At 33.0% G+C, this 26,037-nt stretch carries 23 protein-coding genes and 1 tRNA gene; 5 read left to right on the top strand and 19 right to left on the bottom strand.

Annotation, left to right across the window (positions count from 1 at the left end; all coding sequences use genetic code 11):
- Positions 1-234: 234 nt before the first annotated feature.
- From VBZ51_RS08765 to VBZ51_RS08705, 13 genes are read right to left on the bottom strand one after another with little or no spacing between them, the layout of a single operon-like run.
- Positions 235-1,320, bottom strand: coding sequence for a glycosyltransferase (locus tag VBZ51_RS08765; RefSeq protein WP_416576675.1), 1,086 nt, complete (start codon positions 1,318-1,320; stop codon positions 235-237).
- Positions 1,298-2,419, bottom strand: a complete 1,122-nt coding sequence (locus VBZ51_RS08760) for a glycosyltransferase (protein ID WP_074670869.1) — start codon at positions 2,417-2,419, stop codon at positions 1,298-1,300. The genes VBZ51_RS08765 and VBZ51_RS08760 overlap by 23 nt, the downstream gene beginning before the upstream one ends.
- A complete protein-coding gene (locus VBZ51_RS08755) occupies positions 2,416-3,447 on the bottom strand; it encodes an EpsG family protein (protein WP_416576674.1) in 1,032 nt (343 codons plus the stop codon). Before VBZ51_RS08755 ends, VBZ51_RS08760 begins: the two co-directional genes overlap by 4 nt.
- 10 nt (positions 3,448-3,457) lie before the next feature.
- Positions 3,458-4,543 (bottom strand): glycosyltransferase, encoded by a 1,086-nt coding sequence (locus VBZ51_RS08750; RefSeq protein WP_416576673.1) that lies wholly within the window; start codon positions 4,541-4,543, stop codon positions 3,458-3,460.
- A 7-nt stretch (positions 4,544-4,550) separates the two neighbouring features.
- Complete coding sequence (locus VBZ51_RS08745; RefSeq protein ID WP_416576672.1) at positions 4,551-6,764, bottom strand: ATP-grasp fold amidoligase family protein; 2,214 nt, start codon at positions 6,762-6,764, stop codon at positions 4,551-4,553.
- 34 nt (positions 6,765-6,798) lie between these two features.
- Positions 6,799-7,569 (bottom strand): dTDP-4-dehydrorhamnose reductase, encoded by a 771-nt coding sequence (rfbD, locus tag VBZ51_RS08740; protein WP_416576671.1) that lies wholly within the window; start codon positions 7,567-7,569, stop codon positions 6,799-6,801.
- Positions 7,566-8,111 carry a dTDP-4-dehydrorhamnose 3,5-epimerase gene (gene rfbC, locus VBZ51_RS08735; protein WP_416576670.1) on the bottom strand — a complete coding sequence of 182 codons (546 nt, stop codon included), beginning with the start codon at positions 8,109-8,111 and terminating at the stop codon, positions 7,566-7,568. The genes rfbD and rfbC overlap by 4 nt, the downstream gene beginning before the upstream one ends.
- Positions 8,108-8,968, bottom strand: coding sequence for a glucose-1-phosphate thymidylyltransferase RfbA (rfbA, locus tag VBZ51_RS08730; RefSeq protein ID WP_058104561.1), 861 nt, complete (start codon positions 8,966-8,968; stop codon positions 8,108-8,110). The genes rfbC and rfbA overlap by 4 nt, the downstream gene beginning before the upstream one ends.
- A gap of 2 nt (positions 8,969-8,970) precedes the next feature.
- A complete protein-coding gene (gene rfbB / locus VBZ51_RS08725; RefSeq protein ID WP_416576669.1) occupies positions 8,971-9,978 on the bottom strand; it encodes a dTDP-glucose 4,6-dehydratase in 1,008 nt (335 codons plus the stop codon).
- Positions 9,979-9,981: 3 nt separating this feature from the next.
- Positions 9,982-10,977, bottom strand: coding sequence for a hypothetical protein (locus VBZ51_RS08720; protein ID WP_416576668.1), 996 nt, complete (start codon positions 10,975-10,977; stop codon positions 9,982-9,984).
- The gene (locus tag VBZ51_RS08715) at positions 10,978-12,660 is read right to left on the bottom strand and encodes a DUF6909 family protein (protein ID WP_416576667.1); all 1,683 of its coding nucleotides are present in this window, start codon (positions 12,658-12,660) and stop codon (positions 10,978-10,980) included.
- Between the two features lie 46 nt (positions 12,661-12,706).
- Positions 12,707-14,212 (bottom strand): GH3 family domain-containing protein, encoded by a 1,506-nt coding sequence (locus VBZ51_RS08710; protein ID WP_416576666.1) that lies wholly within the window; start codon positions 14,210-14,212, stop codon positions 12,707-12,709.
- Positions 14,213-14,218: 6 nt separating this feature from the next.
- Positions 14,219-15,091 (bottom strand): M23 family metallopeptidase, encoded by an 873-nt coding sequence (locus tag VBZ51_RS08705; protein ID WP_058104566.1) that lies wholly within the window; start codon positions 15,089-15,091, stop codon positions 14,219-14,221.
- Between the two features lie 195 nt (positions 15,092-15,286).
- Here VBZ51_RS08705 and VBZ51_RS08700 point away from each other — a divergent pair, with 195 nt between their 5' ends.
- The 3 genes from VBZ51_RS08700 to VBZ51_RS08690 all read left to right on the top strand — a co-directional run bounded on the left by VBZ51_RS08700 (position 15,287) and on the right by VBZ51_RS08690 (position 18,681).
- Positions 15,287-15,472 (top strand): twin-arginine translocase TatA/TatE family subunit, encoded by a 186-nt coding sequence (locus tag VBZ51_RS08700; protein ID WP_058104567.1) that lies wholly within the window; start codon positions 15,287-15,289, stop codon positions 15,470-15,472.
- A 317-nt stretch (positions 15,473-15,789) separates the two neighbouring features.
- Complete coding sequence (locus VBZ51_RS08695; RefSeq protein WP_416576665.1) at positions 15,790-18,225, top strand: OmpA family protein; 2,436 nt, start codon at positions 15,790-15,792, stop codon at positions 18,223-18,225.
- Positions 18,226-18,504: 279 nt separating this feature from the next.
- Complete coding sequence (locus tag VBZ51_RS08690) at positions 18,505-18,681, top strand: DUF6747 family protein (protein ID WP_164674209.1); 177 nt, start codon at positions 18,505-18,507, stop codon at positions 18,679-18,681.
- Between the two features lie 100 nt (positions 18,682-18,781).
- Here the strand turns inward: VBZ51_RS08690 and VBZ51_RS08685 are convergent, their stop codons facing one another.
- The 3 genes from VBZ51_RS08685 to VBZ51_RS08675 form a co-directional block, all read right to left on the bottom strand.
- Entirely contained in the window at positions 18,782-19,786 is a 1,005-nt protein-coding gene (locus tag VBZ51_RS08685; protein WP_416576664.1) for a DUF4837 family protein, read from the bottom strand.
- A 13-nt stretch (positions 19,787-19,799) separates the two neighbouring features.
- Positions 19,800-21,431 (bottom strand): LysM peptidoglycan-binding domain-containing protein, encoded by a 1,632-nt coding sequence (locus tag VBZ51_RS08680; RefSeq protein ID WP_244275677.1) that lies wholly within the window; start codon positions 21,429-21,431, stop codon positions 19,800-19,802.
- A gap of 117 nt (positions 21,432-21,548) precedes the next feature.
- The gene (locus VBZ51_RS08675; protein WP_091607953.1) at positions 21,549-22,739 is read right to left on the bottom strand and encodes a phosphoglycerate kinase; all 1,191 of its coding nucleotides are present in this window, start codon (positions 22,737-22,739) and stop codon (positions 21,549-21,551) included.
- Between the two features lie 124 nt (positions 22,740-22,863).
- Between VBZ51_RS08675 and VBZ51_RS08670 the strand changes: the two genes are divergently transcribed.
- Both VBZ51_RS08670 and VBZ51_RS08665 read left to right on the top strand, forming a co-directional pair.
- A complete protein-coding gene (locus VBZ51_RS08670) occupies positions 22,864-24,024 on the top strand; it encodes an ATP-binding protein (RefSeq protein ID WP_416576663.1) in 1,161 nt (386 codons plus the stop codon).
- A gap of 6 nt (positions 24,025-24,030) precedes the next feature.
- Positions 24,031-24,429 carry a DoxX family membrane protein gene (locus tag VBZ51_RS08665; RefSeq protein ID WP_416576662.1) on the top strand — a complete coding sequence of 133 codons (399 nt, stop codon included), beginning with the start codon at positions 24,031-24,033 and terminating at the stop codon, positions 24,427-24,429.
- 70 nt (positions 24,430-24,499) lie between these two features.
- Here VBZ51_RS08665 and VBZ51_RS08660 read toward each other — a convergent pair.
- The 3 genes from VBZ51_RS08660 to VBZ51_RS08650 form a co-directional block, all read right to left on the bottom strand.
- Positions 24,500-24,570, bottom strand: a tRNA-Cys gene (locus VBZ51_RS08660).
- Between the two features lie 98 nt (positions 24,571-24,668).
- On the bottom strand, positions 24,669-25,040 hold the full coding sequence (gene folB, locus VBZ51_RS08655; protein ID WP_058104573.1) for a dihydroneopterin aldolase: 372 nt from the start codon (positions 25,038-25,040) through the stop codon (positions 24,669-24,671).
- A gap of 44 nt (positions 25,041-25,084) precedes the next feature.
- Positions 25,085-26,032 carry a type IX secretion system membrane protein PorP/SprF gene (locus tag VBZ51_RS08650; protein WP_058105114.1) on the bottom strand — a complete coding sequence of 316 codons (948 nt, stop codon included), beginning with the start codon at positions 26,030-26,032 and terminating at the stop codon, positions 25,085-25,087.
- Positions 26,033-26,037: the final 5 nt, after the last annotated feature.

Raw genomic sequence — 26,037 nt, 5'->3', positions numbered from 1 at the left:
CATTTATAATAGTGTTTTCAAAAAAACTCCTACCAGAAAATACCAAGGACAATAAATCAGACAGGAAAAACAAAAGAAACAACAAAGACAAAAAATCAATACCAATTGGTTTTTTTATTAAAAAAAAACAGTTTAAAATCAATAAACCTGCAGCAATTGACAATACAATCAAAGGTAAGGGCAAGGGTAATACTAATGCAAAAATGTAAAACCCAATAAAGTTCTTATCTAGCTTCATAAACTATCATAGATTCTAAGCAGTTTTGTCATTATTTTTACATTTGAAAAATGAGAGATTACTCTTTTTTTTGCATTTTCTCCCATTAAATCAACCAATTGATTATCAAAAGACAATTTATCAATAGCCTGAGCTAATTCTATTATATTGGAAGGTTCAACTGTAATTCCTGTAACATTATCAAGACTCACAAAAGGGACCCCAGTTGGCAAATTAGTATTAATTACAGGTTTGCCATAAGACATCGCCTCCAATTGAATAATCCCAAATGCTTCACTAGCAGCAATTGAGGGAAAAACAAAAAACAAACATTTTTTTAATAAATTCCGTTTCTCTTCTTCACTGACAAATTGATTTATAAACTTGATTTTTCTTGTGGATTTATTTTGATACTTTGTGATCAACTCCACTATATCTTTATCTCCATCACCTACTATAAATAGTTCTTTTCTTGTTTTAGCTTTCAAATAGGCTTGTAATAAGACATCAATACCTTTGTAGTACGAGAGTCTTCCTAAACATAAAATATACTCTCCTTTTGATAACTTTTCATCTACTGGATTCAAATTAATCCCTAAAGGTAATATTGATACTTTATTCTCAAATTTTTTCAAAACCTTCGAGAATTTAAGCAAATTAGGGGACGTTGTAGTTATAATAGATGCTTTCTTGCATAAATGTGATTGAAAAACCTCTACAAGTCGTTTTAAAGATTTTTGCTTTATAATATCACTGTGCCATGTAACAACAATCTTTCTCTTACTACTAATAAACAACGAAAGTAAAGATGCCAATGGAAACGGTTCGTGAAAATGAAATAAATCATGAGATTTATATAATTTGAAGAAATGATAAAAAAAAGAAACTGAAAGTGGCATAGACATAAAAGTTCCAAAAGAAGAACACCTCACTATTTCAACCCCATCAATATTTTCCTTTACCGTCTTAAAAGTAAAATTTTTATGAATACACAAAACCTTGACCTTGTGTAGATTTTTTAAAGCTTGAGCGTATTGACTTACTACAGTCTCCACACCCCCAATATCTGGATAATAATATTTATTTACTTGTAAAACCTTCAATACCTTTATTAATATATAATTCTATTAATTTATTAACATGAGAATCTATAGAATATGAATGCATTTGATTCAAATTTTTAATTAAAATCTCTGATTGTTCAACAGATCCTAGTTGATCTATAGCTAATTGAAGTTTACTAACAAGACCTGCTATATCTTTTTTAGAAAACAAATATCCTGTTTCAAAATCTTTAATTAAATCAATATTCCCATTACAGTTAGATGCAATTACTGGTATTTTGCTTAGTCCAGCCTCTATTATTGAAGTTGGCAAACCTTCTGACAAGGAGGTTGACAAATATAAATCAAAATTATGTATATAATTACCCGCACTAGGCATATCCCCCCACAAATACACCCTATCGCTACATTTTAATGATTTAATTGTACTTTCCACTTTTTCCTTATACAATATATCACCATCTAAAAATCCGCCCATAATGTGCAAAGCCGTATCTTGATTGTTCAGTAATGCAAAGCTCTTTAACATTGTAACAATGTCCTTGACAGGGTCTATTCTAGATAAGCTTACAATGTTAATTTTATATTTATCTAAAACACCTTGTAATTCACTTGGTAATTGCATTTTAGAAATGTCTACTCCATTACCGATTACCGTTACCTTTATATCATTCACCCCAGTAGTCTTTAAATACAATTCTTTTTCAGAATGACTAACTGCTATAGCCTTTACATAACAATAAGAAAATAATTTTTCAAAAAGCATATGAAATGTATGTCTAATTCCAGAATACTTAATATGAAATCCCCTAAACGTATAATAAATATCTACCTTATAGAATATATAAATTAAAAACGCATAAAATGCCCCGCCTTTACCATTAGCATGTATAATATCAGGCTTGACATTTTTTACTATTCGGAGCAATTTAAGATACGAGCTTAGTTTAATACTCGTTAAATTTACATCAAAGCTATCATCAGTAGCTTCAACATATTTGTTAAACAAATTTCCATCAATATTGCAGGCAGCAGCATAATTGCGAATTTTATCTTTACTTCCTTTAATGAATCTTAAAACATTTACCGGGGCGCCTCCTATTTTATACGCAGGAAATAGATGAAGTACCTTCTTCATAGAAAATATTCTAAGTTAGCATTTATGTACTTATAATTTTTTAGCGCTAGCATGATAGCAGCTAATAGAAACAATAGTATTCTGGTTACCATTTCAGATTTTTTAATTAAATATGCCAACAAAAAACCTTCAACAGCTATGAAGTAATAAGTAATTCGTATCATATAGGAAAAACTATTTAAGAAAAAATTGAGCGATATTCCAATTATGAACAAGTTCAATAAAAACGAATATTTGGGATCGTTGATTTTTTTCTGTTCTGTAATAAAAATAATAGATATTAAAATATACCAAATTTGAATAGGAGAAAAACCTACTCTTTCCATTTTAGAAGCATAATTCAAAAGTTTCGAAAAAATAAATTCTCCCCACAAAAAGCTGAACCTTACAGCAAATTGAAATACCTCAATTAAGGATATAAAGACAAATAAAAATGAAATACCAAGTATAGCTAAAAGAGTAGTTCTTTTGATTTTTAAATCATATAACCACCAAACCGGTAAAAATATGATGACCGAAACATGAAATGTTGCAGCTAAGATGATACATATAAAAAACGAAGTCTTCTTTCTTTCTATCACATAATGAAGTGAAAAAAGACCTATTCCAAGTGCCATTGCTTGTCTAATCTGATTTGCTTCAAGCGATAAAAAATACGTTCCAAACAACACAAATGCTGTGACCAAAGGCAATGGGGATAATTTATGGGCCGCTTTTAATTTTAAACTTACTGAAATGAAAGCAATACAGAATAAAAAGAAAATTTCATTATTATAAATTTTTTTAATCAACGTTGAAATATATAAAAAGCCCAAGTCCAAACCGTCATAACCCTTTACCCTTTTGCCAATATCATTGAAAAATGTCAAGTAAATTTCAGTATCAACACCATGGCTTCCTCTTATAGTAAGCACAAAAACTATAGCTATAAAAGCAATGAATATTAATCCCTTAATTCTTTTATTTAAAATCGTTTGGAGCAGAGAATTTGAAAAAAGATATAAGTAAAGAACAATGTAATTTATCATGTGCAATAATTTACATGTTCAGTATTAAATCTTCATATCTGCTTACAATAGAAGTTATACCATATCTTTGATTCACTTCTTCGCTAATTTTATCTTTTGAATGGTCTTTAGAAAGTATCTTGTTACAAGTTCTTTCTAATAATTCAGAATTTTCTATATCTATAATTTGACCAAAAATTGGCTTATTTATAATTTCATTAATACCGCCTTTATAATTGTTTGCAATAACCGGAACATCACAGATGAGAGATTCTAAAACAACGTTTGGAAAACCCTCAAATCTAGAACTTGAAATGAATATTGATGATTGTGATATGTATTTATAAGGATTATCTTGAAAACCAAGTAACGAAACATGTTTCTCGATGTTTAATATTTTTAATAATTCAATTAACTCATTCTTTAACTTACCTTTTCCAATAATAGAAATATGATATTTCTCTTTATCCTCAAATTTCGCAAAAGATTTAAAAAGCAAATCATATCCTTTTTGATAAGTTAAACTACCTACAGATATTAAATTAATTTTGTCTTGAGGAAGCAAAATGCTTGTAGATTGCTTAAGACTTTGTATATATTTTAAATCAACTGGATTATTAATTTTTACAACTTGACTTTCTTTTAAATTTCTTACAAGATTTTTTAAATCTATCTCCATATCATCACTTTGAACTATAATTTTGTCAAAATTCTTATAAAACATTTTATAAAAAAGAATCGTGATTCTATTATGATTGCTTTTGCTTACAATATTAGATTCTCTGCCAATCACCTTTACATTTCTTGGAATTAAAAAAGAAACAGCTGATAACATTGCATTCAAGTGACCCAATGTAGATAAAACTATGTCCGGTTGTTCCTTTCTGATAAATTTTATGATTGGATAAATCGAATAACGAACTCTTGACACTTTTAAATCATGTATGGAAATAGTTGGGTCCTCCTCAATCTGAGGCAAAAACTCACCTTCTTTTTTTAAGAGACACAAAGTAACTTCAAACTTATCTTTATTGAAATACTTGCACAAATTCATGAAAACCCTTTCAGAACCGCCTCCGCCAAGTGATGGTAGTAAAAAAACGACTCTCAGTTTCATATTTATATTATTTTCTATTATCAACTGGCAACGTTACCAACTCACCTAACTTGTAATCCCACTCTTTAGGAATAATCGGTCTAAAACCAGAGTCATGATTAAAAGTAATCTCACCAAAATATACTTTAGTATCATCTAATGAATAAAAATCAACTCTTACATACGGAAATGCGTCACTTAAAACCCTTGCTAATTCAATCATGACGTCTAAAGTACTGGGTCGAGGAATATTTAAGTTGTTTGGTAATGTTTCTCCTCCCGTCTTCAGCTTAGTAGACCAATGAAACTGTGTTCTTTTCCAATTTATATCATACCAATTTCTAGAATGATTCGGCTTACCTCGGTCTACATCTAACTGTATATATTTGGGTTCACCTTTAAAACAATGAATCTTATAATCTTCAGGTATTCTTCCATTCTTTGTAATTAAAAGCTTTTCAACTAAAATTTTTGGTGGTATGTTCTTGTATTGCCATTCTTTTGATTTGTAGTAAAAATTAGACTTTAAGCTTTTTGAAAAAAAACGCCTAAGTTCATTCCAATCATTAATATCATTTTTATCCTTTACTATTTTATAACTTCCAGAATCATGGTTTGTTTTTATAATAAACGGCTCCTCTGGTAAATTTTCATAATTTATATCATTGACATTTTCTGTAACCAAAATTAAAGGAACTAAATACTCTGCACCAACCCTATCCGCCACATAATCTCTAACCGCAATTTTATCGGCACATATAGTATGTAAGGGTGTTCTATTATAAAGTTTTAGCCACTGTATTTTTTCATTTAAGGTTCTTGGATTGTTTAAATCCAAATCATAGCCCATTCTTCTTTTAAAACGGTTTTCGGTAAAAGCCTTCTCTTTAACAATTCTATGCCTATAAAAGTCAAACAGATAAACTAAAGGTTTTGCAAAGTAGCTAAAAGAGCCTCCACCATAATAATATTTGCCCAATTTTGATCTAATGCCCATGGATATAAGATTGTATTTAATTGCTAGATAATAGCGATATAAAAATTCAAAAATATAAACAATAAACACTACTAGAACAATATACTTGAAAGTTATTTGATTTAAGAAGTACAATAGAACGATTAATATCAAATAAAACCCAGATGACATTAGCATTGTATGAAAAAGTAGTTTAAACTTATCAAATACTATAAAACAATTTCGCGCTAAAAAAACAGATAACGTAAGAAATAATGAACTAAATAAAAATAGCCGAATTTCTTTCTCATTATTCAACTCTTCAATATTCAAAAAATGAAAAATCTCTGTTAAAAAAAATTGTGTAACTACTACCATTGATAATACTAACAAAAAGCTGTAAAAAGCAACCTTTTTAACAAAACCCATGTTTAAATCTTTTGCAACCTTTGGATAAATTGCTCCATTTATAGCCTCTATTGGCTGCGTTATAAAGGAAATAAGTTTAATCGAAATATCATACAAAGCTACTTCTTGCATTCCTAAAAAATATCCAACAATAAATACGTTAAAACGATCCTTAATAGAAATAACAAAGGTTGATGCAAAAAGATAAAAACTACTTTTTAAGTAAAAAAAGTACTTATCCCAACTGTATAATTTTAAAGTAATTTTTTCATGATTAAACATTACATATAACCCAATTAGACCACCAACAAATGCACCAATTCCGAAAAAAATAGGCACGTTCAAATAATCCGCAGCACTTTTAATGGTTAAAAACATTAAAACAACGAAAACAATTTTAACTGACACATTGATGATAACTATATATTTCATTTCTTCTATCCCTTGGAAAAACCACTTTGGAAAAAGAATGAAATTAAAATTCAAGGCGTAAAATAATAAATACAAGATTTCATCTCCTTTAAAGAAAGGAACGTTTATAACCACTATGAAATAAATAAAGAATACTATTATACCAAGAAATAGCCTAATTGGAACAATGCAAGAAACAATTTCAGATAACTTTATTATATCTTCTCTATAAATAGAAACTTCCTTGACTGCAAATCGGTCAAATCCAAAATCAATAAATAATGACAAATAAAGCGCTAGAGATTGAGCTAGAACTATTTTTCCCCATAATTCTAACCCGAACATATCAATTAAAAAAGGGTAAATTATAATGGGAAAAAAAACATTGAATATTTGTAGTAAGGTTAAATAAGAAAAATTTTGGACAATGTTGTTATATTTGTCTAATAAAATTTTGAACTTTTTCATTAATTAATTTTTCATGTAACCCTCTTAAAAAAGATCAATTAATCCTACTATTTTTTGGTCTAGAAGCAAGATAAGCTGTGTTATTATCAAATATAACGACCTTATTTGAAAGCTTTTTGTCATTTATTATCTTTACTGCAAACTGGTACCAAGTCATTTCAATTTTATCGGTAAAATGGTAAACTCTATATTTAAATTCATTCAACTTTATTTCCCCAATGATAAATTCACCCAAATTCATAGCATTTGTGGGATATCCTAATTGAGTATTAGAAATTCTAAGAATATCATCTGTTTTAGCCTTCTTCAGAATAGTAGTATAAAAATTCTTGCCAAATTCAGAATACAACCAAGATGTTCTTATAATACAATAATTGTCCATTATCTCTTGAATATGCTTTTCACCTAGTAATTTAGATTTACCATATTCATTAATTGGGTTAGGCACATCCTTTACGGTATACGGTTCATCCTTTTCACCATCAAATACATAATCGGTTGAAATGTGTATTAAGGTCGTATTATAACTTTTACAAACATTGGCTAAATTCTTTACACCTTCTGCATTTACCTTATAAGCAATATCTGGTGTTTTCTCGGCTTGTTCTACATTTGTGTATGCGGCGCAGTTAATACAATAATTAAAATTGCCCTTTACAAATGCTTCCTCTATTCCTAAAATATCAGTGATATCTAACTCCTTGGAACTTTTAAATATAACATTCAATTCTTTATATGATGGAGCTATTTTTTGCAAACATTGACCTAGTTGCCCATTGGCTCCTGTTACTAATACTTTCTTCATTTTTCTAAATTTTTGAAACTAGGCAGAAGCATGTCTTTCTTTGATACGGTCAGTTCTGAAATAGGGTAGCTCCAGTCTATTCCTAAATCTAGATCACTATATAAAATGCCCGATTCCAATTCAGGGTCGTAATAATTATCACATAAATAAGTGAAAATTACTTCGTTGGTAAGTGTTACAAAACCATGGGCCATACCTTTTGGTATAAAAAGACTTGTGCGGTTTTTATCAGATAGATTAACCTTGATATGCTGTCCAAAAGTTTCACTGTTTGGTCTTAAATCTACCACCACATCTATTACTTCTCCTCTTTGGACGGAAACTAATTTAGCCTGTGCCCCTAGTCCTTTTTGGTAATGCAAACCACGTAAAACCCCTTTCTTGGAAATAGAGGTATTTTCTTGGACAAAGTCAATATTATGACCTAAAAAAGCCTCCAATTCCTTTTTTCTGAAAACCTCAAAAAACATCCCTCGTTCATCTGAATAAATTTGGGGTTCCAAGATTAAACATCCTTTTAGTTTTGATTCAGATATTTTCATTTAATCAGGCGCATTAAATATTCTCCGTATCCACTTTTTAATAACGGCTCAGCTAACTTTTCCAGTTGTTTTGCGTCAATAAAGCCTTGGGTATATGCTACCTCTTCTATACAACCTATTTTTAATCCTTGACGTTCTTCTATTACTTGCACAAACTGAGATGCGTTCATTAAAGAACTAAAGGTGCCCGTATCTAACCAAGCAATTCCTTTATCAAGAACACTTACTTTCAAGTTACCTTTATTTAAGTAAGCGATATTTACATCTGTAATTTCCAGTTCTCCTCTTTTGCTAGGTTTTATTTGCTCTGCGATCTCTACTACATTATTATCGTAAAAGTAAATTCCCGGTATAGCATAATTAGATTTAGGAATTTGAGGTTTTTCAACAATTGAAATAGCTTTTCCAAATTCATCAAATTCAACCACACCATATCTATTTGGATTATTTACATGATACCCATAAATTATACCACCTTCTGGCTTAGAATTTTCTTTTAATAATTTTTCCAGACCATTACCGTAGAAAATATTATCTCCTAAAACTAGAGCTACCTTACTATTACCAATAAACTCCTTACCTATTATAAAAGCCTCGGCCAAACCCTTTGGTTCTGGCTGAATAGCATATTGAAATGTACAACCCAATTGTTTACCGTCTGACAGTAGTTTTTTGAATAACGGTAAATCATCTGGTGTAGTTATTATTAAAATTTCCCTTATTCCAGCAATCATTAGCGTAGATAACGGGTAATAAATCATTGGCTTATCGTAAATTGGCATTAACTGTTTACTTAATGCTTTTGTTAAAGGCCAAAGTCGCGATCCCGTACCTCCTGCAAGTAAAATTCCTTTCATAATTATTTAGATTGATACTTTTTTAAATACCAGTCAACTGTCTTCTCTAAACCAGTATGGAAACTTTCTAGAGCATTCCAACCTAGTTCTTTTTTAATTTTGGATGCATCAATGGCATACCTAAAATCATGACCTAATCGATCATCAACAAACTTAATTTGGTCTTTGTAACCACCATTGCTTTTGGGTATTTTTAAATCTATAAATTCACAAATTTTTTCAGCTATCGTTAAATTATCAAATTCATTATTTCCTCCCAAAAGGTAGGTTTCACCATCAACGCCGTTAAAATAGATAAGATCTATTCCTTTGCAATGATCCTCTACAAATAACCAATCCCTTACATTCTTACCATTACCATAAATTGGAATTTTCAATCCTTTTATAGCTGATCTAATAATTGTAGGAATTAATTTTTCATCGTGCTGTTTCGGTCCATAATTATTTGAGCAATTACTGGTGACTACGTTCATACCATAAGTATGATGATAACTTCTAACCAAAAAATCAGATGAAGCCTTAGATGCACTGTAAGGACTATTTGGCTGGTAATTTGACCCTTCGGTAAAAAAACCATTTTCACCTAAAGACCCATAAACTTCATCTGTGCTAATATGATGGAATCTATAATTTTCACCTTTCCAATAGTTTCTAGCTGCCTCTAATAACGTAAAAGTACCTTCAATATTGGTTTTTATGAATTGCCCTGGAGAGTTAATTGAATTATCTACATGTGACTCTGCGGCAAAATTGATTACGCCTTTTATTTCATGCTTATGAAATAGTTTTGAAACTAAGGTTGCATCGCAAATATCTCCTTCAATAAAAGTGTAATTAGGCTTATTACTTAATTCACTCAAATTGTTTATATCACCAGCATAGGTTAGTTTGTCTAAGTTAACTACTCTAATATTAGGGTATTTCGTTAAAAAGTAAACAATAAAATTGCTCCCTATAAAACCAGCACCACCAGTGATTAGAATTGTGTTGTCAGATAGCTGGTCTATCATACACTACATTAAAGATTTTGCCTTCTTATTCAAATAAAGGAGTGCTGAAAATACGAAGAAGCCAGAAAGAAGTAATAATGGAATCAACACAATACTCTTCCCAAAAAACGACTTATGTTCTACTTGTGTTTCCCCAAGGTTGATAACACTTACTGGCACAGTACGTTCTTCTAGTTCTATTTTTTTGGATTCTATATCTCTGATCAGTCCTGTTTTGTATTCAAAAATATCAGCAATGTTCACTTGTTCTTGGTTATCAAGAATAATCTTATCAGTTGCAGTACTATTACCTTTGTTAGCTAGACCACTTGTATAATTAACTATAATCTCGTCTACTTGTTTTAATAATTTCTCGTCTTGTTCAATACGATTTTGGGCATTATTTCTATATATTTCTAATAGCCCGTTAAAATAGGTATTGGAGTTAATATAATCTAAAACCTTTTTTGCAAACTGCTTACCAAATGCAGCATTGTTATAATAAAAAGTAATTCTATGGTTGAAAGAGCTTTTGTTTTGTAACTCGGCCCTAACGATATCAGCAATAGCATCTGTATTTTCAAAGCTTTGAAGCAGTTCTAAATATTTTAAGTCACTTTCAGAATTGCTTACCTCTGCGACTCTACCTATTTCAATTTTTAAACCTGTAAAATCAACTTCATTTATACCTATGGTATTAAAAAACAAAGTATCTTTCGCTTGTATATTAGATTGTATTTCGGTTACAACATCATATAAATAATTTTTGCTTTCCAATTGAGGTTTAACAATGACCTCTGTTTTATACTTTTTAGATATAATTTGATTGAGACCGTACCCAATTGCAAGACCAACAACAACCAGGCCAATAAGTATGAGTAGATTCTTTTTTAAATAAAGAAATACTCTTAAAAACCAACGAAAAACAGCATTAAAGCCCCTTCCTATTAACTGAAACAATTGCCCTAAGTCAATTTCATCTGAATTGTTCTGGGTAGATGGTGATTGATTGCTTGCCATTTACGTATTGAATATTTGTTTTAAAATTTTATCTGTAATAAGATATGTTGGTTTTACCCCAGTAGTTCCTAATCCACCAGAGGCCAATGTACTACCGGTTTCTAAAGGGTTATCTGATGCATAATATGCATAACGTACTTTTACATCTTCTCCTATGCTCTTTCTAATTTTTGAAGCACTCTGTATTGCTTTTTGGTAATGTACTCCCTCCATCTCCAATCCAATAACGTTCCAAGTAGACTTGTGAAAAAACTTTAGTATGTCTTTGTTCTGAAGTGATGTTCCCAACACGGTTACCATAGTCCCTTCAAAAACCTTTAGACCATAACCCTCAAAATCCTTGGCACAAAGTTCATTATTAAATGGGTAATTATCTGCCGTACCTTCAAATATATGTGCAGATGGAATCATTAAATCTCCCTTACCTCCTTCTAATATACCTGCCTTACCCATAATGGAAACAGAATCTACGTTAATCAACGACGAACCGCCCTTCTTGGTTACATATGGTTTCAACAACTCGTCTATAGTCTCATAAGCCTGTTCACCAAATGCGTAATCCATTACAAATATAACAGGTTTTTTATCATCTTGATTTTCTGAAAATTCGTACGAGCAATTATTGATTTTTATTTTCGCCGTATCAAAAATTTGCACATCAATATTGGTTCCTGATGTATCATCAATAGCGATCATACCATTTTCTTCTGCCAAATCAATAACCTTTTTTCTTAAAGAAGCGTTCCCAGAACTACTAAGTGCTTCAAAAATCTCTAAGGAATCAGTATTTGGAAATTCACTCTTTAAGGCTACTTTAGCAAATAAAGAATTCATTACACTGTGCATATTGGCAGAGATAATATGAATTGGTCTTTGCAATAAATTATTTTTGGTCAGTACCTCTTTTATATTATTTGCCCATCGTTCACCATGAATATGATGCCCCAAACGCTCTCTTAACAATGCACTGAACGTTATAGCTCTTTTTTCACCTGTTATTTCTTCATCTAAGGCTAATTTACCTAACCAATAAATTACTTTTAAAAAACGATCGGGATTGTCTTTGGTACTGAATTTTTTATACACCTCCAATATCTCTTCAAAGGATCTGCCCAAGATATTAGCGGTATGAATAATGGCAATTTCACGTTCAGATTGAGGCAATTCATCCTTTTGTACGGCATTTTCAAGCTTGGTCCAATCCCTAATGGTTTTATCTGTATCTGTTATAAGGACCTTTTTACATATTTTCTCAGATTCAATGAACAAAAATGTAAGGTGAGTTAGAATGTCATAAATATCTGATCGCCCCCTTGTAATTTCAATATTCATTTGCTCCTCGTCTATTCGGTAGCAATTTCTTCTTCTCTTTGGTGGTATTATTGGGTTAATGTGTGAAATACCATACCCTTCATCTGAAGTTAAATTAATAAAAGAGCACTGTTCTATACCTTCTGGCAATCTTTCTAGGACATAAATGAGTCCGTTCAATTCTGCTTTTTCTTCACCTACGGAACCATATATTTCAGGTCTCAATTGTAGGAGAGCATTTTTTAAAGCTTCCCCCGATACGCCGTTCGGTTTATAAAAACCTCTATTGAACAAATGGCGCATGGTGATGTACATGCGTTCAATTGCATTTGTTGACTCTTGCGCCCTTGTAGTTGTAATTGCTTTTCCCATTGAATATTTCGAACGAAATTACGATTTATAATCTGTTATTAAAAAGTTAGCTATTGCTTAGCTTATATTTTGATAAACCATCAGCAACTTTTCTATCATTGGATAATCTTTGTACTTTATTTTGTCCGCCAAGTTTACCTATTGACTTCATATATTCCATAAAAGCCCCATGCTGTACAGGTGTAATTTTTAATGTTTGTAACACCTTACCTACTATTAAATCGTAGTAATAGCTATTTTGTTGCTGCAAAGCCACATCTAACGTATTAATGAATTTGTCCATGTCACTAGGTAACTTTTCAAATTCAATGAACCATTCGTGATAGGGCAATTCGTTATGTTGAGGAACAATTTGCGGAGCTACCGTAAATTCGCTTACACTTGCATCTGTAGCATTCGTTGCAACCAACATTGCTTCTTCAACTTCTTTAGCGATTACATGTTCTCCAAAGGCTGAAATGAAATGTTTAATACGCCCCGATACTACAATTTTAAAAGGACCCTTTGAAATAAACCGAATGGTATCTCCTAAGTTGTAGCCCCATAGTCCCGCATTTGTGGAAATAATCATTACATAATCTACGCCTAATTCTACATCTTTTAACGTAATTCGCTTGGGGTGTTCGTTAAAGAATTCATCAGACTTAATGAATTCATAGAATATTCCCGCATCCAGGAGTAGCAACATTCCGCTTTCCTTCTGCGAATTTTGATAAGCAAAAAAACCCTCGCTTGCCGGAAAAAGTTCTATACTGGCTACTTTTCTACCTATTAATGCTTCAAACTTCTTTCTATAAGGTTCATAATTGACTCCGCCGTAAATAAAAAGTTCAAAATTTTTGAAAAGATCACCAACATACTCATTGGTATTTTCTTTAAGTTTTTCAAAATACATTTGTACCCAAGATGGTATACCCGCAATTACGGTCATATCCTCATTCTTGGTTTCTTCTACTATGGCATTAACCTTTGTTTCCCAATCTTCAATACAATTAGTCTCCCAACTGGGCATTCTATTCTTCTGTAAATAATTAGGAACGTAATGTGCGGATATACCTGAAAGTCTACCCAACTTTACACCGTTCTTTTCTTGTAATACAGGACTTCCTTGTAAAAAAATCATTTTGCCAGTTACAAAATCGGCATTCCCGGTTTCATGTATATAATTGAGTATGGCATTTCTAGAGGCTTTAACCTGTTCTTTTATACTCCCTTCAGTAATAGGAATATATTTTGCACCAGAAGTGGTACCAGAGGTTTTGGCAAAATAAAGTGGTTTACCAGGCCAAAGTATATTTTCTTGTCCTTCTACCGCCAAGTTTATATATGACTTTAGTTCTTCATAATCACGTACGGGTACTTGGGCAATGAAGTCGCTATGTTTTTTAATGGTTTTAAAATTATGGTCTTTACCAAACTTTGTATCCGCTCCTTTGGTAATTAAACTTTTAAAAACCTTTTCTTGGGTCTCAATGGGGTTGTTTACCCATTTATTGGTCCTTTTGGCAATACGGTGCGCAAATATTTTAGCAGCAATGGTCTTTAAGGACATTTTGTTTTAATTAAAGTCAATATAATTGGTTGGATCAATTGGTGTACCATTGTCCCAAATTTCAAAATGTAAGTGTGGTCCGGTAGTAAGCTCTCCCGTATTACCAACAGCGGCAATTACCTCTCCCCCTCTCACGATATTACCTTGATATTTAGATAAAGAACCATTATGCTTATATACACTTAAAAGTCCTCCTTCATGTTCTATAATAATAACATAACCAGTATCGGCGGTCCACTCTGAAAATATTACCGTTCCATTTGCTACAGCTTTTACCGGACTATCGGTAACCGCAGTAACATCTACTGCATAATGCTTTTCATTGGGGTTAAACCCCATAGATATAGATCCGGTAACCGGAGTAAACAAAACTAAATTCTTTTTATCTATTGTACGCTCAAACAAGTTGTATTTATCTTCTAAAGCAACTTCGGCACGTAATAAGGAATCTTCCTTGATCGGACTTAAATCTACTGATGCCGGATCTAGTTTATATTGTTGAAATAATGAATCTCTATTAACTACAGTATTCTCTATATCCCCCTTTAAAACCATACGTATATTATCTAAATACTTATTGGTATAATTTAAGGTTCTAATGAGTGAATCCGTTTTATAGGTCAGTTCAGTGGCTTCCTTTTTTAGTCTGGTAGATGAATACCCTGGTATATATTCCCTTAACGGTGTAAAGGCTATCAACAAGGTGGTAAGCCCTATTAGACCAATCATAAAAAGAGATCCCGTAACAAATACATTGAGCCTACTTAATTTAAAAGAAATCTTTTCTTCAAAAGTACTTTCGTTTAATATTACCAAACGGTACTTATGCAGCAATTTACGTTTTATCTCCTTTCTTTTTTTGACTTTCTTTTTGGCCATCTTAACAAAGATAAACTTAGAATTTAATTTTAAACCTATTCACTTAAGAAATATAACGGCAATTACGATAGCTTTTTGTTCGTATATACCCAAATTATAGTTAAAATATACAAACCATTAAACGTATTTGGATATACTGAAGATTTCTACAGTAGTTTTTAGTATCTTTGAAATCCATATTTAAATTATAGTCTTATGACATTCTTATCTACATTTTTGGCCATAGGCGCTCCACAAATAATATTAGTGGTAGTCGTAATTCTGCTATTATTCGGAGGAAAAAAGATTCCTGAACTTATGAGAGGTTTAGGTAGTGGAATCAAAGAATTTAAAGATGCCTCTAAAGAGGATGAACAATTAGGAGAAAAGAATAAGGAGTAATTACAAAATAAACTTCTTGTCAATCATTATAAAGCCCTGTTAAACAGGGCTTTTTATATTTTTAATATTCAATCTACACCTTCAATTAGTTTGCACAAAGGTTTATTGATCAAGCGTTTAACAGCGCCCTTACAATGTAGGTAGCTACTGAATAATCTACATACACGACAAAAAATACCTCTTTCACAACAATTAGTATTCAGAATACCCCTATAAATCTAATTTCGTTAAACAAACGGTACTAAAAACCTATGGCTAACCGTTTGAACTATACTTAACCCCCTGTTGAATTATTCATTCAGCTTAGATTTATATTTATGAGAAGTGTTTTAAATTTATTTTTTCTAGTATTTGTTCTATTTGCCCAAGCTCAGAATTTTGGAGATAATACAGAAGCAGATTTATCTCAAGAAAAGGAATATGGTACAAGAATGGTATCAGATTTTGAAGAGGAGGATAAGAAAGAATTTCAAAAAGCTGCAGAAGCAATACCGGTTCCCTACAGAGCTTTTAATAAAGTAGAGAACACAGAAAATGGCTACTACGTTATCTCTGGTACCTTCTCAAAAAGTAAAAATTTAAAGTCTCAAGTAAGAAAGCTGAACAAGAAGGGGTTTAATGCCGGTTACTTTCAAAATCCTGAAAATCAACTTTACTACGTTTATCTAAATCATTATGACTCTTGGCGCGACGCTTTGAACGACTGCTCTTCTAAATTTGGCGGCAGATATGAAGATCAAGTTTGGGTACTTAAGATACTAGACGGAGAAACGGAGTCTTTGCTTAATACAGAAACTGTACCTGTAGAAGATGTTACTTATGATATGCTTAAAGAAGCTACAACGGTAAATACAGAATCTAAAACCAAACTTGTTAAAAGAGCCGATGAATATTTTGATAAAATGTGGTATGCTGAAGCAGCTAAGTTATACGAACAGGCATTATCAAAAGGAGAAAAATCATATTCTTATGATGTATTAAAAAAAGCTGGAGATGCGCATTACTTTAATACTGACATGGAGAATGCATATAAGTGGTACAATATACTTTATACCAAATATGAATCTGACATGGGCTTAGATTATTTATTTAAGTATGCTCATTCTCTAAAAGGTATTGGTAACTACAAAAGATCTAAAAGACTTTTAAAGTTATACAATAGAAAACTTGCCGGTGAGGAAGTGGAGCAGCAAACCAAGCATAATGAAATTGTGTTGGACGGACTTCTTAGAATGGAAGAGAAATTTGATATAAATAACCTTAGTATAAACTCAAAGTATTCAGAATTTTCACCAATGTATTATGGTGGTGATCAAATGGTATATGCCTCAGCAAAAGATTCATCTATTTTTAATACCAGAAGGTATAAATGGAACAATCAGCCGTATTTAGATTTATTCGTAGCTAAGGTAAATGATGAAACCCAAGACTTTAAGAATGCACTTAAATTTTCAAAAAAAATAAATACTAAATATCACGAAGCCTCAGTTGCCTTTTCTCCGGATAATGAGACTATGTATTTTACCAGAAACAATTACGGTAAAAAACTAAAACGAGATAAAAACGGCATTAATCACTTAAAAATATATAGAGCTAGGAAGGAAAATGGCGAATGGTTAGAGGCAGAAGAAGTTTCATTTAATAGTGATGAGTACTCTACTGGTCACCCAGCATTGAGTCCAGATGGAAAACAATTATACTTTGTATCGGATATGCCTGGTAGCATAGGGGAAACTGACATTTTCGTAGTAGACGTATTAGAAGACGGCAGCTTTTCTTCGCCTAGAAATTTAGGTCCAGAAATAAATACCGAGCATAAAGAAATGTTTCCATTTATTAATGACAAGAAATTGTATTTTTCATCAGATGGTCATGTAGGATTAGGCGGACTAGATGTATTTGAAGTAGCTTTTGATGATGAAGTTGGTTTCTTGGAAGTACGAAACGTTGGTAAACCGGTCAACAGTAAAAAAGATGACTTTTCATTTATTGTTGATGAAGAAACACAAAAAGGATACTTTGCTTCTAATCGTAGTGGCGGTAAGGGAGATGATGATATCTACTCATTTAAAACCTTACAGATTGAGGAAATACCAACCAGTATTAACGCTATCTCAGGTATTGTTATCGAGTTGATTACTGGAGATTTAATGCCTAACGCATTGGTTGAGCTACTAGATGAAAACAATATTAAACTAAAAGAAATGGAGACCGACGAGAATGGTAACTTCATTTTTGAAGACTTGGATGCCGATACTAGGTATGTATTAAGAACAACAAAAGGTTCTTATTTTGATGACACCAGAGAAGCCGCTACTAAAGAAAATGAGATTGTTAATGTAGATGTTTCCATGAGAAAACTGAACGATATGATTGCTGTTGAAGATGGTATTAAGAAACTCAAAACAGAGATGATCCACTTTAACTTTGATAAATCATTCATTCGTAAAGATGCCGCTCTAGAACTTGATAAATTAGTAGCCGTTATGAACGATTCACCAAACATGGTCATTAAAATTGAATCTCATACAGATTCCAGGGGTGATGCCGTATACAACAAATACCTATCTGATAAACGTGCAAAATCTACAAGAGACTATATTATAGCTCAAGGTATTGATCCAAAACGTATAGAAAGTGCTATTGGTTATGGAGAAGAACGCTTAATCAATGAATGTGATGGTTCTGTTCGTTGTACAGAGGAGGAACACTACCTAAACCGTAGATCAGAATTCATTATAGTGAATATGTAATACAACTGTAACTAGAATAAAAAAACCCGCTAAATAGCGGGTTTTTTGTTTTTAAACTATTTTCTAATCTCTCTAAAAGCCACTTTAACCCATTTAATATACATTCTATCGATCCAATAAAATAATGACACCGGTCGTTCATCTGATCTAATAACCGTTCATAGATTTTGGTTTTAAAAGGGTACAGTTGGTAGTAATAATTATCCTTTCACCTAAACTATTCCGTATAACTTTCTATTATGGTGAACTTTACACCCAGCAACAACTAATATATTGATTATGGAAAAAATTACTCTAGTGAAGGAAATATACATTGAAGCTTTTAGAAATTGGAAAAGCTATATCTTAGAGCATTACTTCAAAGTATTCTCTTGGTTATGTTTTGTGTTGATTGCTTTTGCCATGTATGCATTGATATACAGAGTATCTACCGGTTTTACATTTAGTAATCTATAAGACCGTATAATTTTAGGTTCTGAATAGTTGAACTTAATTCACATAAAAAAGGCTCAGGAGTTTCCTGAGCCTTTTTTATAATATCATAATGAAATGGAAATTAATTCTTTTGATCTCCTACATTGAATTGAACCGATTTCAATATCGCCTCTAACTCAAACATATAATCTCTTTTCTTAGTAGCCGGTGCAAAAACAAAGCCTTCCAAGACCAACTTACGGTTGTTCTCCTTATCATTTATAATATAGGTCAAAAATGGTCCTGCCATAGGGTATGCAGACATTTCCCAGATTCCCCTTACCTCTGCTGCCTTTTTACCAGAAACCTCAGCAGGAAAGACATATGGGGAAAAAGCCTTCTCCGTTATCATGTGGTTCTTTTTACCAGGTACATCTTCCCCGCCAATATAAAGACCGCCTATTGAATCTCTCATCTTAACAATGTCTTGAACAAAGGTAGAATCGTTCTTAAAGCTGTCCCAAGGCATGGTATACGCAATAATATTCATGTTCCCTTTTTGAATTTGGCGATCAATCCATACAAAATTATCCTCTTCTCTACCTACTCTATAAATGGAAGGAATTTTCATTGAAATATTAAACTTATCTTCAAGAGCCTTTTCCTTATTCAATGATTTCTCAAAACGTTTTTGAGCCTTAGCAATTTCCAGAGCTTTATATTCCGCTATAAATTCTTTTGCCGTTTTATTGATGTTCTCAATAAGCTCTTCTTTATTATGCCCCTTAATAACACCTACCTTTTGCGGTTTGGCATACATGTTAGATTTCATGTGGGCAATGTTTAGAGTATCTTCCATAACATATAATACAGAACTCGTATTACGTATTGCGCCACTAAATATCTGTTGGGGAATTTGGGTTACGCTAAAAAGCGCCTCGTCCCATGTTAAGCCCTGTGCCGCTGCCGTGTAATTTTCTCGTATGGCATCGCCTACGTTGCTATTCCACAAATCATTATCAATTACAACTGTAAGCGTATTCATGGCACCTACAGATTCTGGTAAATAATCTGCCTTGCCTTCTTCTTTACAAGCTATTGATAATCCTAAAATTGCTAAAAAACAAAGTAATATTCTTTTTTTCATTTGGTGTTTTAATTTACGATGAACAGTCGCACAGTTTTAATTTTGTGCCAGGTTTTAAATTGTTACCACTAATACCGTTCCATTTTCGCAAATTTTCAATAGTAACCCCAGGATATTTTCTAGAAATGGTCCATAATGAGTCTCCACTTCTTACTTCATGAATTTTTGAATTGTTGGCAACCGCAGTTCTAGTAGGGGTTTCCCTAGGTTTAACAGATGAAGTAGGTTTTTTTCGTGGGTAAATGGTCAATCTTTGGCCTATGCGTAAATTATTACTTCGCAAACCGTTCCATTGCTTTAGTTGACTTACACGTACACCGTAGCGTTCTGCTATTTTACCAAGAAAATCGCCATCTCTTACTCGATATCGAATACTGTTCTGTTCTGCTTGTTTTTGAATCTCAGCAACAATACTCTCTTTCTCTTTAAGTTCATTTTTTACATGGGCATAAATTGCTTCTTCATTAGCAACAAATTTTCCCATTTCTCGCACGGGCAACCTCAATGCGTTAGGTTTTCCTTCTACGAAAGGAATAACATCTAATTTGTAATGCGGGTTAAGTATTTTTAGTTCTTCCTTGTCAATAGCTGCCAATTCAGAAATTTGATCAAATGTTATTAGGCTTTTAACATGAACAGTATCTGTTTCAAAATAGGCACGATCCACTTTCTTAGATCTTAGACCATGTTCCTCGGCATATTCAAATATATACATGGTAGCTTGAAAAGCAGGAACATACCCCGCCGTTTCACGTGGTAGATTTCTTCGAATATTCCAATAATTTCGTTGTCCGCCACTTCTACGAATAGCTTTGTTTACGTTTCCTGGACCAGAGTTGTACGCTGCTAAAGCCAAATCCCAATCATCATAAATTCTATGCAATCTATTAAGATAATTGGCGGCAGCTGCGGTAGACTTAATAGGATCGCTACGCTCATCAACATAACTATTGATATTAAGCTTCATTTCTTTACCGGTACCGTACATAAACTGCCACAATCCCGTTGCCCCTACCCTAGAACGTGCTTTGGGGTTCAATGCAGATTCTACGATTGACAAATACTTCATCTCCAATGGAATATTCTTATTGTCAAATTCCTGTTCAAACAAAGGAAAGTAAAATTGGCTAATGGTAAGCATGCGTTCCATTAAATCTCTTTTTCTGGTAAGAAAAGATTTTATTACGCTTTCCAATGATGAGTTATATTCAATGTTGAACGGTGTTCTTTCGTTCATTCTAGCCAACCGCATCCTTAAAGTATCGGTAGGTAGGTCCAAAACAAAAGTCGCTGTTGTATCTGGTTCCGTTAGTACCTCTTGGTACATTTCGTTGAAAAGTGGTGCGGCATCTACAAGTTCTTTCATCCAAAGACTATCAAACTTTGCAGCAAGTGCATTGTCTTGAAGGTTATAGGTGGATGATTCCGTTGGCTTAAACAATGCCAAAGACTCTGTATTGGAGCTTTTAACTATTTTCAGTTGCTCTAATGGTACTACACTATCTGTAGAATCTTGAGCTACAATTAAATTACTTTGTAAAGAGTCTTGTACCGTAGTGCCGGTATCTTTTTGTTGGGCAGCACCTATAATAGGAAACAGTGCCAATCCAAAACAAAAACAATTATAGGTTATTTTATTCATCATGGGGCAAAAATATCTTAACGGAACAAACGAAAATCGTACATTTTTTACTGAGAATAAAATATATTCTCTTAAAATGCACAAATTTTCGTTATATACCGTTTGTCGATAACGCCCTGACTACGCTAATATTGCAGCGATCCCTGGCAAGGTTTTACCTTCTAAACTTTCTAACATTGCCCCTCCGCCTGTTGATACATAGCTAACTTTGTCCTCAAAGCCAAATTGTTTAACGGCAGCAACTGAATCTCCACCACCTACTAAGGAGAATGTTCCCGCTTTTGTAGCTTCAGCAATATAATTACCAACTGCAATGGTACCACCGGCAAATTTCTCCATTTCAAACACACCGATCGGTCCGTTCCAAAGAATGGTTTTAGAATTTAAAATGACGTTTTTAAATATCTCTAAGGTTTTAGGTCCGGCATCTAAACCTTGCCAACCATCAGGAATTTTGTCTACATCCACTATTTGGGTGTTTGCATTTGCATCAAAATCATCGGCAGCAAGCACATCTACAGGAATATGGACGTTTACATTTTTCTGTTTTGCTTTTTCAAGAATTTCCATTGCAAGATCCATTTTATCGTCCTCGCAAATAGAATCTCCAACTTTACCACCTTGAGCCTTAATGAAGGTATAAGTCATACCCCCACCGATAATTAAATCATCTACTTTATCTAAAATGTTTTCTATAATCGTAATCTTAGAAGATACTTTTGCACCACCAAGAATAGCTAATACAGGTTTTTCACCAGTAGCCATAACTTTCTCAATAGCATCTATTTCCTTTGCCAATAAATAGCCAAAACATTTAGCTTCTGGGAAAAATTTAGCAACAATTGTAGTTGATGCATGAGCACGGTGCGCAGTACCAAAAGCATCATTGACATAAATATCACCAAGTTTGGAAAGTTTTTCAGCAAAACCTTCATCACCTTTTTCCTCTTCGTTATAGTATCTTAAGTTTTCTAATAAAAGTACTTCTCCGTTCTTTAATTCCGCAACGGCTTTTTCAGCTTCATCACCAACACAGTCACTAACAAATTTAACGGCAACACCAATAATTTCAGATACTGCATCTACAATATGGCTCAATGATAAATCTGGATTGCGTTCTCCTTTTGGTCTACCTAAATGGCTCATAAGAACGGCACTACCACCATCTTCCAACACTTTTATAATTGTAGGTTTTGCAGCCTCAATTCTATTGGTATCGGTTACTTCAAAGTTTTCGTTAAGTGGTACATTGAAATCTACCCTTATTAACGCCTTTTTATCTTCAAAATTAAAGTCATTTAATACTTTCATCTATTTATCCTTTTGTTAGTTAACAAATGTAAAGATTAAAAGGTTTGTGATAAAGTGCTAATAAGGATAATTTACACTCAATACCCTTAAATTTGTTGTGCTATAAACAACTATATTTGAATCTATGTTATTCAAAGAAATTTTAGGGCTTTCCCATATCAAAAATCATCTGTCTTCAAGTGCAGATGCTGGTAGAATACCCCATGCGCAACTATTTGTGGGTCCAGAAGGCTGCGGACTGCTGCCTATGGCTTTGGCTTACGCCCAATATATAATATGTCAAAACTCCAATGGCGAAAACAATGGTGGTAATGAAGCGTGTAATCTAAAATTTAAATCATTTGCCCACCCAGATGTACATTTTGCTTTTCCGGTCTCCAATTCTAACAAAGTAAAATCACATGCAGTGAGCAACCACTATATGAAAGAGTGGCGTGAATTTATCATGGAGCAGCCTTATGCCAATTTATTCGATTGGTACAGACATATAGAAATTGAAAAAAAACAAGGGCAAATAGGTGTAGACGAAGCTCAGGACATTGTTAAAAAGCTTTCTTTAAAATCATACGAAGGAGGCTATAAAGTCATGATCATTTGGATGGCAGAAAAGATGAACACTGCTGCATCCAACAAATTATTGAAACTTATTGAAGAGCCGCCAGAAAAAACAATTTTCTTGTTACTTTGCGAAGATGAGGAACAGATCATACAGACCATTAAATCTAGATGTCAAGTAGTACATTTTCCTCCTTTAGCAGAAGATGCCATTGCTACGGCATTAGTTGAAAAGGGAGCCAATAAACCAGAAGCTATGCTTTTGGCACATGAGGCGAATGGAAATTTCAACAAGGCCCTAGATCTTTTAAATAAAGATTCTGAAGATCTGGTTTTTGAAAATTGGTTTGTACAATGGGTTAGAACTGCATTTAAGGCAAAAGGTAATAAAGCCGCAATTCATGATCTTTTATTGTGGAGTGAAGAAGTAGCGAAAACAGGTAGGGAAACACAGAAAAACTTTTTAAGTTATTGCATTACTGTTATGCGGCAAGCCCTAATGATCAACTATGGTGCAGAAGAACTAGCTTATTTAAGAATACATGCAGAAGGGTTTCAATTGAAAAAATTTGCTCCCTTTGTTCATGAGAATAATATTCTTGACATTACCAAAGAATTGGAAGATGCCATTTACCATGTGGAGCGTAACGGTAACTCAAAAATTATATTTACCGATCTATCTATTAAGCTTACACGGTTACTTCACAAAAAAAAGACCGAACTTAAATAAACCTAAATGGAGATATTAATGAACAACGCAACAGAAGTTTTATTGCTATTATTTTTAATCATTACCTTTTTACAAAGTGGTTTTGATAAAATTACCGATTGGAACGGAAATGTCTCATGGCTTAAAGAGCATTTTTCTAAAACCCCGTTTAAAAATAGTGTTCCTCTGCTGGTTGGGATAATTTTGGTTACAGAAGTTATTGCAGGACTTTTATGCGTTATTGGCATTTACCAAATTTTGAGTTATGGTAATACCACTTTTGCAATGTATGGCGCAGTATTATCAAGTATAACACTTTTAATGTTGCTATTTGGGCAACGTGTGGCCAAGGATTACGAAGGAGCTAAAACTATTGCCGTTTATTTTATACCTACAATATTATTGGTGTTTTTGCTACAATCTTAAGGAAGTATAGCCTATAAAAAAGGTTCATTTATTAAAAAAGCAAAACCCTCCAACTTGGAGGGTTTTTTTGAGGCATCGAGCGGATTCGAACCGCTGTACAAGCTTTTGCAGAGCTCTGCCTAGCCACTCGGCCACGATGCCCTTTTTTAGCGAGAGCAAAAATAAACAATTTATACCAATCTAAGCTGCATTCACAACCAAGAAATTGTAGTAAATTATAATATTTAAGGTGGATGATTCTAGTTTACCAATTGACCACGTTGCAAATTCAATGATACGGTTACCTTTTCTACATCTCCGTTAATGGGCGGATTGATTTTGGAAACAGAAACCATTGCAGTGTCTACGGTAGGCAATTCAATAAAAATTCTATCAATGATTCTTTTGGCAACATGCTCCAACAATTTTGATGGTATTGCCATTTCTTGCTTTACAATTCTGTTGATATGAACATAGTCTACCGTGTCCTTTAATTCATCTGTGACCGAAGCTTTTAACAAATTCGTATCTACGGAAACGTTGACCAAATAATCACTGCCAATATTGGTTTCTTGTGGCAAGCACCCATGATGGGCGTATGCTTTTATATTCTCTAATTGTACTTTACCCATTACTGATATTCTGGACTACAAATTTAATGAATCTCCCTGTAGCATTAGTACGTACAACGACAATTACTGATCCCTTGAAATAAATCTACCCCTAAGGTGATTACGTGTGTACCTGAACTATAGCCAAGAAGTTCGTTTAAAATTACCTGATAAGAATATCCGAAGTAAAAATTACTCTTCTTTAAACCTGCAATAGGAGCTATGTAAAGTGGGTTTCCTATTTGATCGTTCAAGAAACGATAGTTCACCCCAGCATAGAAGTAATCTTCAAAATCATAAAACCTGAACTTTAAGTTTAGATCTGTAACCGATCTACCATCACTCTCAAATAACTGAAACAATACAGAAGGCTCTACTTCTACTTTACTAGTTCTTTTCTTCATATATCTATATCCGGTATAGATATAGTAGTTTCTTAATCTATTAGGCTCATATAATTCATTAAAATTACTTAGATCCTTATCTAAAATGTTTGATGCGTTGGCACTGAAATAAAACTTATCGTACCTATACAATACACCAATGTCAAAGTTATGGTTGGTGGTTGCCTTATCTCCAACATACGCCGGGTCCGCAATTAAATCTGGATTAGAATTGTCTATTCTAAATTGATTGTAGTTGTAAGACAATCCAAAAGATAAAAACTCATCATCATAACGATCTAAAGTCAAATGGTGTGCAAATGATAATCTTGCACCCTGTTGTTTGGTTTCACCATTACTGTCATTATACAAGACCATACCAATACCCGATTTTTCTCCTATTCGCATATCTGCTGCAAGAGATTGGGTATCTGGCGCATCTTTAATACCTACCCATTGGGTAAGACCATTCAATCTTATTTTAACATGGTCACCGATACCTGCGTAAGTTGGGGACATTACAAAGGGGTTATCGGCAAGATATTGAGATAATTGAGGTATAGTAAGCTCTTGCCCTCTTGCGGTGAGCACGCTTATAAATAATACCAGTGTCAATAGACTGTTCCGCATCATCA

It is taken from the genome of Maribacter sp. HS, assembly GCF_048059195.1.
Taxonomy (GTDB): Bacteria; Bacteroidota; Bacteroidia; order Flavobacteriales; family Flavobacteriaceae; genus Maribacter; species Maribacter dokdonensis.
Note: the sequence above shows the minus strand (reverse complement) of the source record. Positions and strands in the feature narration are given on the sequence as shown.

What these genes read in the sequence shown, in the direction of transcription:
- VBZ51_RS08760 (WP_074670869.1), bottom strand. Translation starts at nt 2,419, where the DNA reads ATGAAGAAGGTACTTCATCTATTTCCTGCGTATAAAATAGGAGGCGCC.
- VBZ51_RS08755 (WP_416576674.1), bottom strand. Translation starts at nt 3,447, where the DNA reads ATGATAAATTACATTGTTCTTTACTTATATCTTTTTTCAAATTCTCTG.
- VBZ51_RS08750 (WP_416576673.1), bottom strand. Translation starts at nt 4,543, where the DNA reads ATGAAACTGAGAGTCGTTTTTTTACTACCATCACTTGGCGGAGGCGGT.
- VBZ51_RS08745 (WP_416576672.1), bottom strand. Translation starts at nt 6,764, where the DNA reads ATGAAAAAGTTCAAAATTTTATTAGACAAATATAACAACATTGTCCAA.
- rfbD (WP_416576671.1), bottom strand. Translation starts at nt 7,569, where the DNA reads ATGAAGAAAGTATTAGTAACAGGAGCCAATGGGCAACTAGGTCAATGT.
- rfbC (WP_416576670.1), bottom strand. Translation starts at nt 8,111, where the DNA reads ATGAAAATATCTGAATCAAAACTAAAAGGATGTTTAATCTTGGAACCC.
- rfbA (WP_058104561.1), bottom strand. Translation starts at nt 8,968, where the DNA reads ATGAAAGGAATTTTACTTGCAGGAGGTACGGGATCGCGACTTTGGCCT.
- rfbB (WP_416576669.1), bottom strand. Translation starts at nt 9,978, where the DNA reads ATGATAGACCAGCTATCTGACAACACAATTCTAATCACTGGTGGTGCT.
- VBZ51_RS08720 (WP_416576668.1), bottom strand. Translation starts at nt 10,977, where the DNA reads ATGGCAAGCAATCAATCACCATCTACCCAGAACAATTCAGATGAAATT.
- VBZ51_RS08715 (WP_416576667.1), bottom strand. Translation starts at nt 12,660, where the DNA reads ATGGGAAAAGCAATTACAACTACAAGGGCGCAAGAGTCAACAAATGCA.
- VBZ51_RS08710 (WP_416576666.1), bottom strand. Translation starts at nt 14,212, where the DNA reads ATGTCCTTAAAGACCATTGCTGCTAAAATATTTGCGCACCGTATTGCC.
- VBZ51_RS08705 (WP_058104566.1), bottom strand. Translation starts at nt 15,091, where the DNA reads ATGGCCAAAAAGAAAGTCAAAAAAAGAAAGGAGATAAAACGTAAATTG.
- VBZ51_RS08700 (WP_058104567.1), top strand. Translation starts at nt 15,287, where the DNA reads ATGACATTCTTATCTACATTTTTGGCCATAGGCGCTCCACAAATAATA.
- VBZ51_RS08695 (WP_416576665.1), top strand. Translation starts at nt 15,790, where the DNA reads ATGAGAAGTGTTTTAAATTTATTTTTTCTAGTATTTGTTCTATTTGCC.
- VBZ51_RS08690 (WP_164674209.1), top strand. Translation starts at nt 18,505, where the DNA reads ATGGAAAAAATTACTCTAGTGAAGGAAATATACATTGAAGCTTTTAGA.
- VBZ51_RS08685 (WP_416576664.1), bottom strand. Translation starts at nt 19,786, where the DNA reads ATGAAAAAAAGAATATTACTTTGTTTTTTAGCAATTTTAGGATTATCA.
- VBZ51_RS08680 (WP_244275677.1), bottom strand. Translation starts at nt 21,431, where the DNA reads ATGATGAATAAAATAACCTATAATTGTTTTTGTTTTGGATTGGCACTG.
- VBZ51_RS08675 (WP_091607953.1), bottom strand. Translation starts at nt 22,739, where the DNA reads ATGAAAGTATTAAATGACTTTAATTTTGAAGATAAAAAGGCGTTAATA.
- VBZ51_RS08670 (WP_416576663.1), top strand. Translation starts at nt 22,864, where the DNA reads ATGTTATTCAAAGAAATTTTAGGGCTTTCCCATATCAAAAATCATCTG.
- VBZ51_RS08665 (WP_416576662.1), top strand. Translation starts at nt 24,031, where the DNA reads ATGGAGATATTAATGAACAACGCAACAGAAGTTTTATTGCTATTATTT.
- folB (WP_058104573.1), bottom strand. Translation starts at nt 25,040, where the DNA reads ATGGGTAAAGTACAATTAGAGAATATAAAAGCATACGCCCATCATGGG.
- VBZ51_RS08650 (WP_058105114.1), bottom strand. Translation starts at nt 26,032, where the DNA reads ATGCGGAACAGTCTATTGACACTGGTATTATTTATAAGCGTGCTCACC.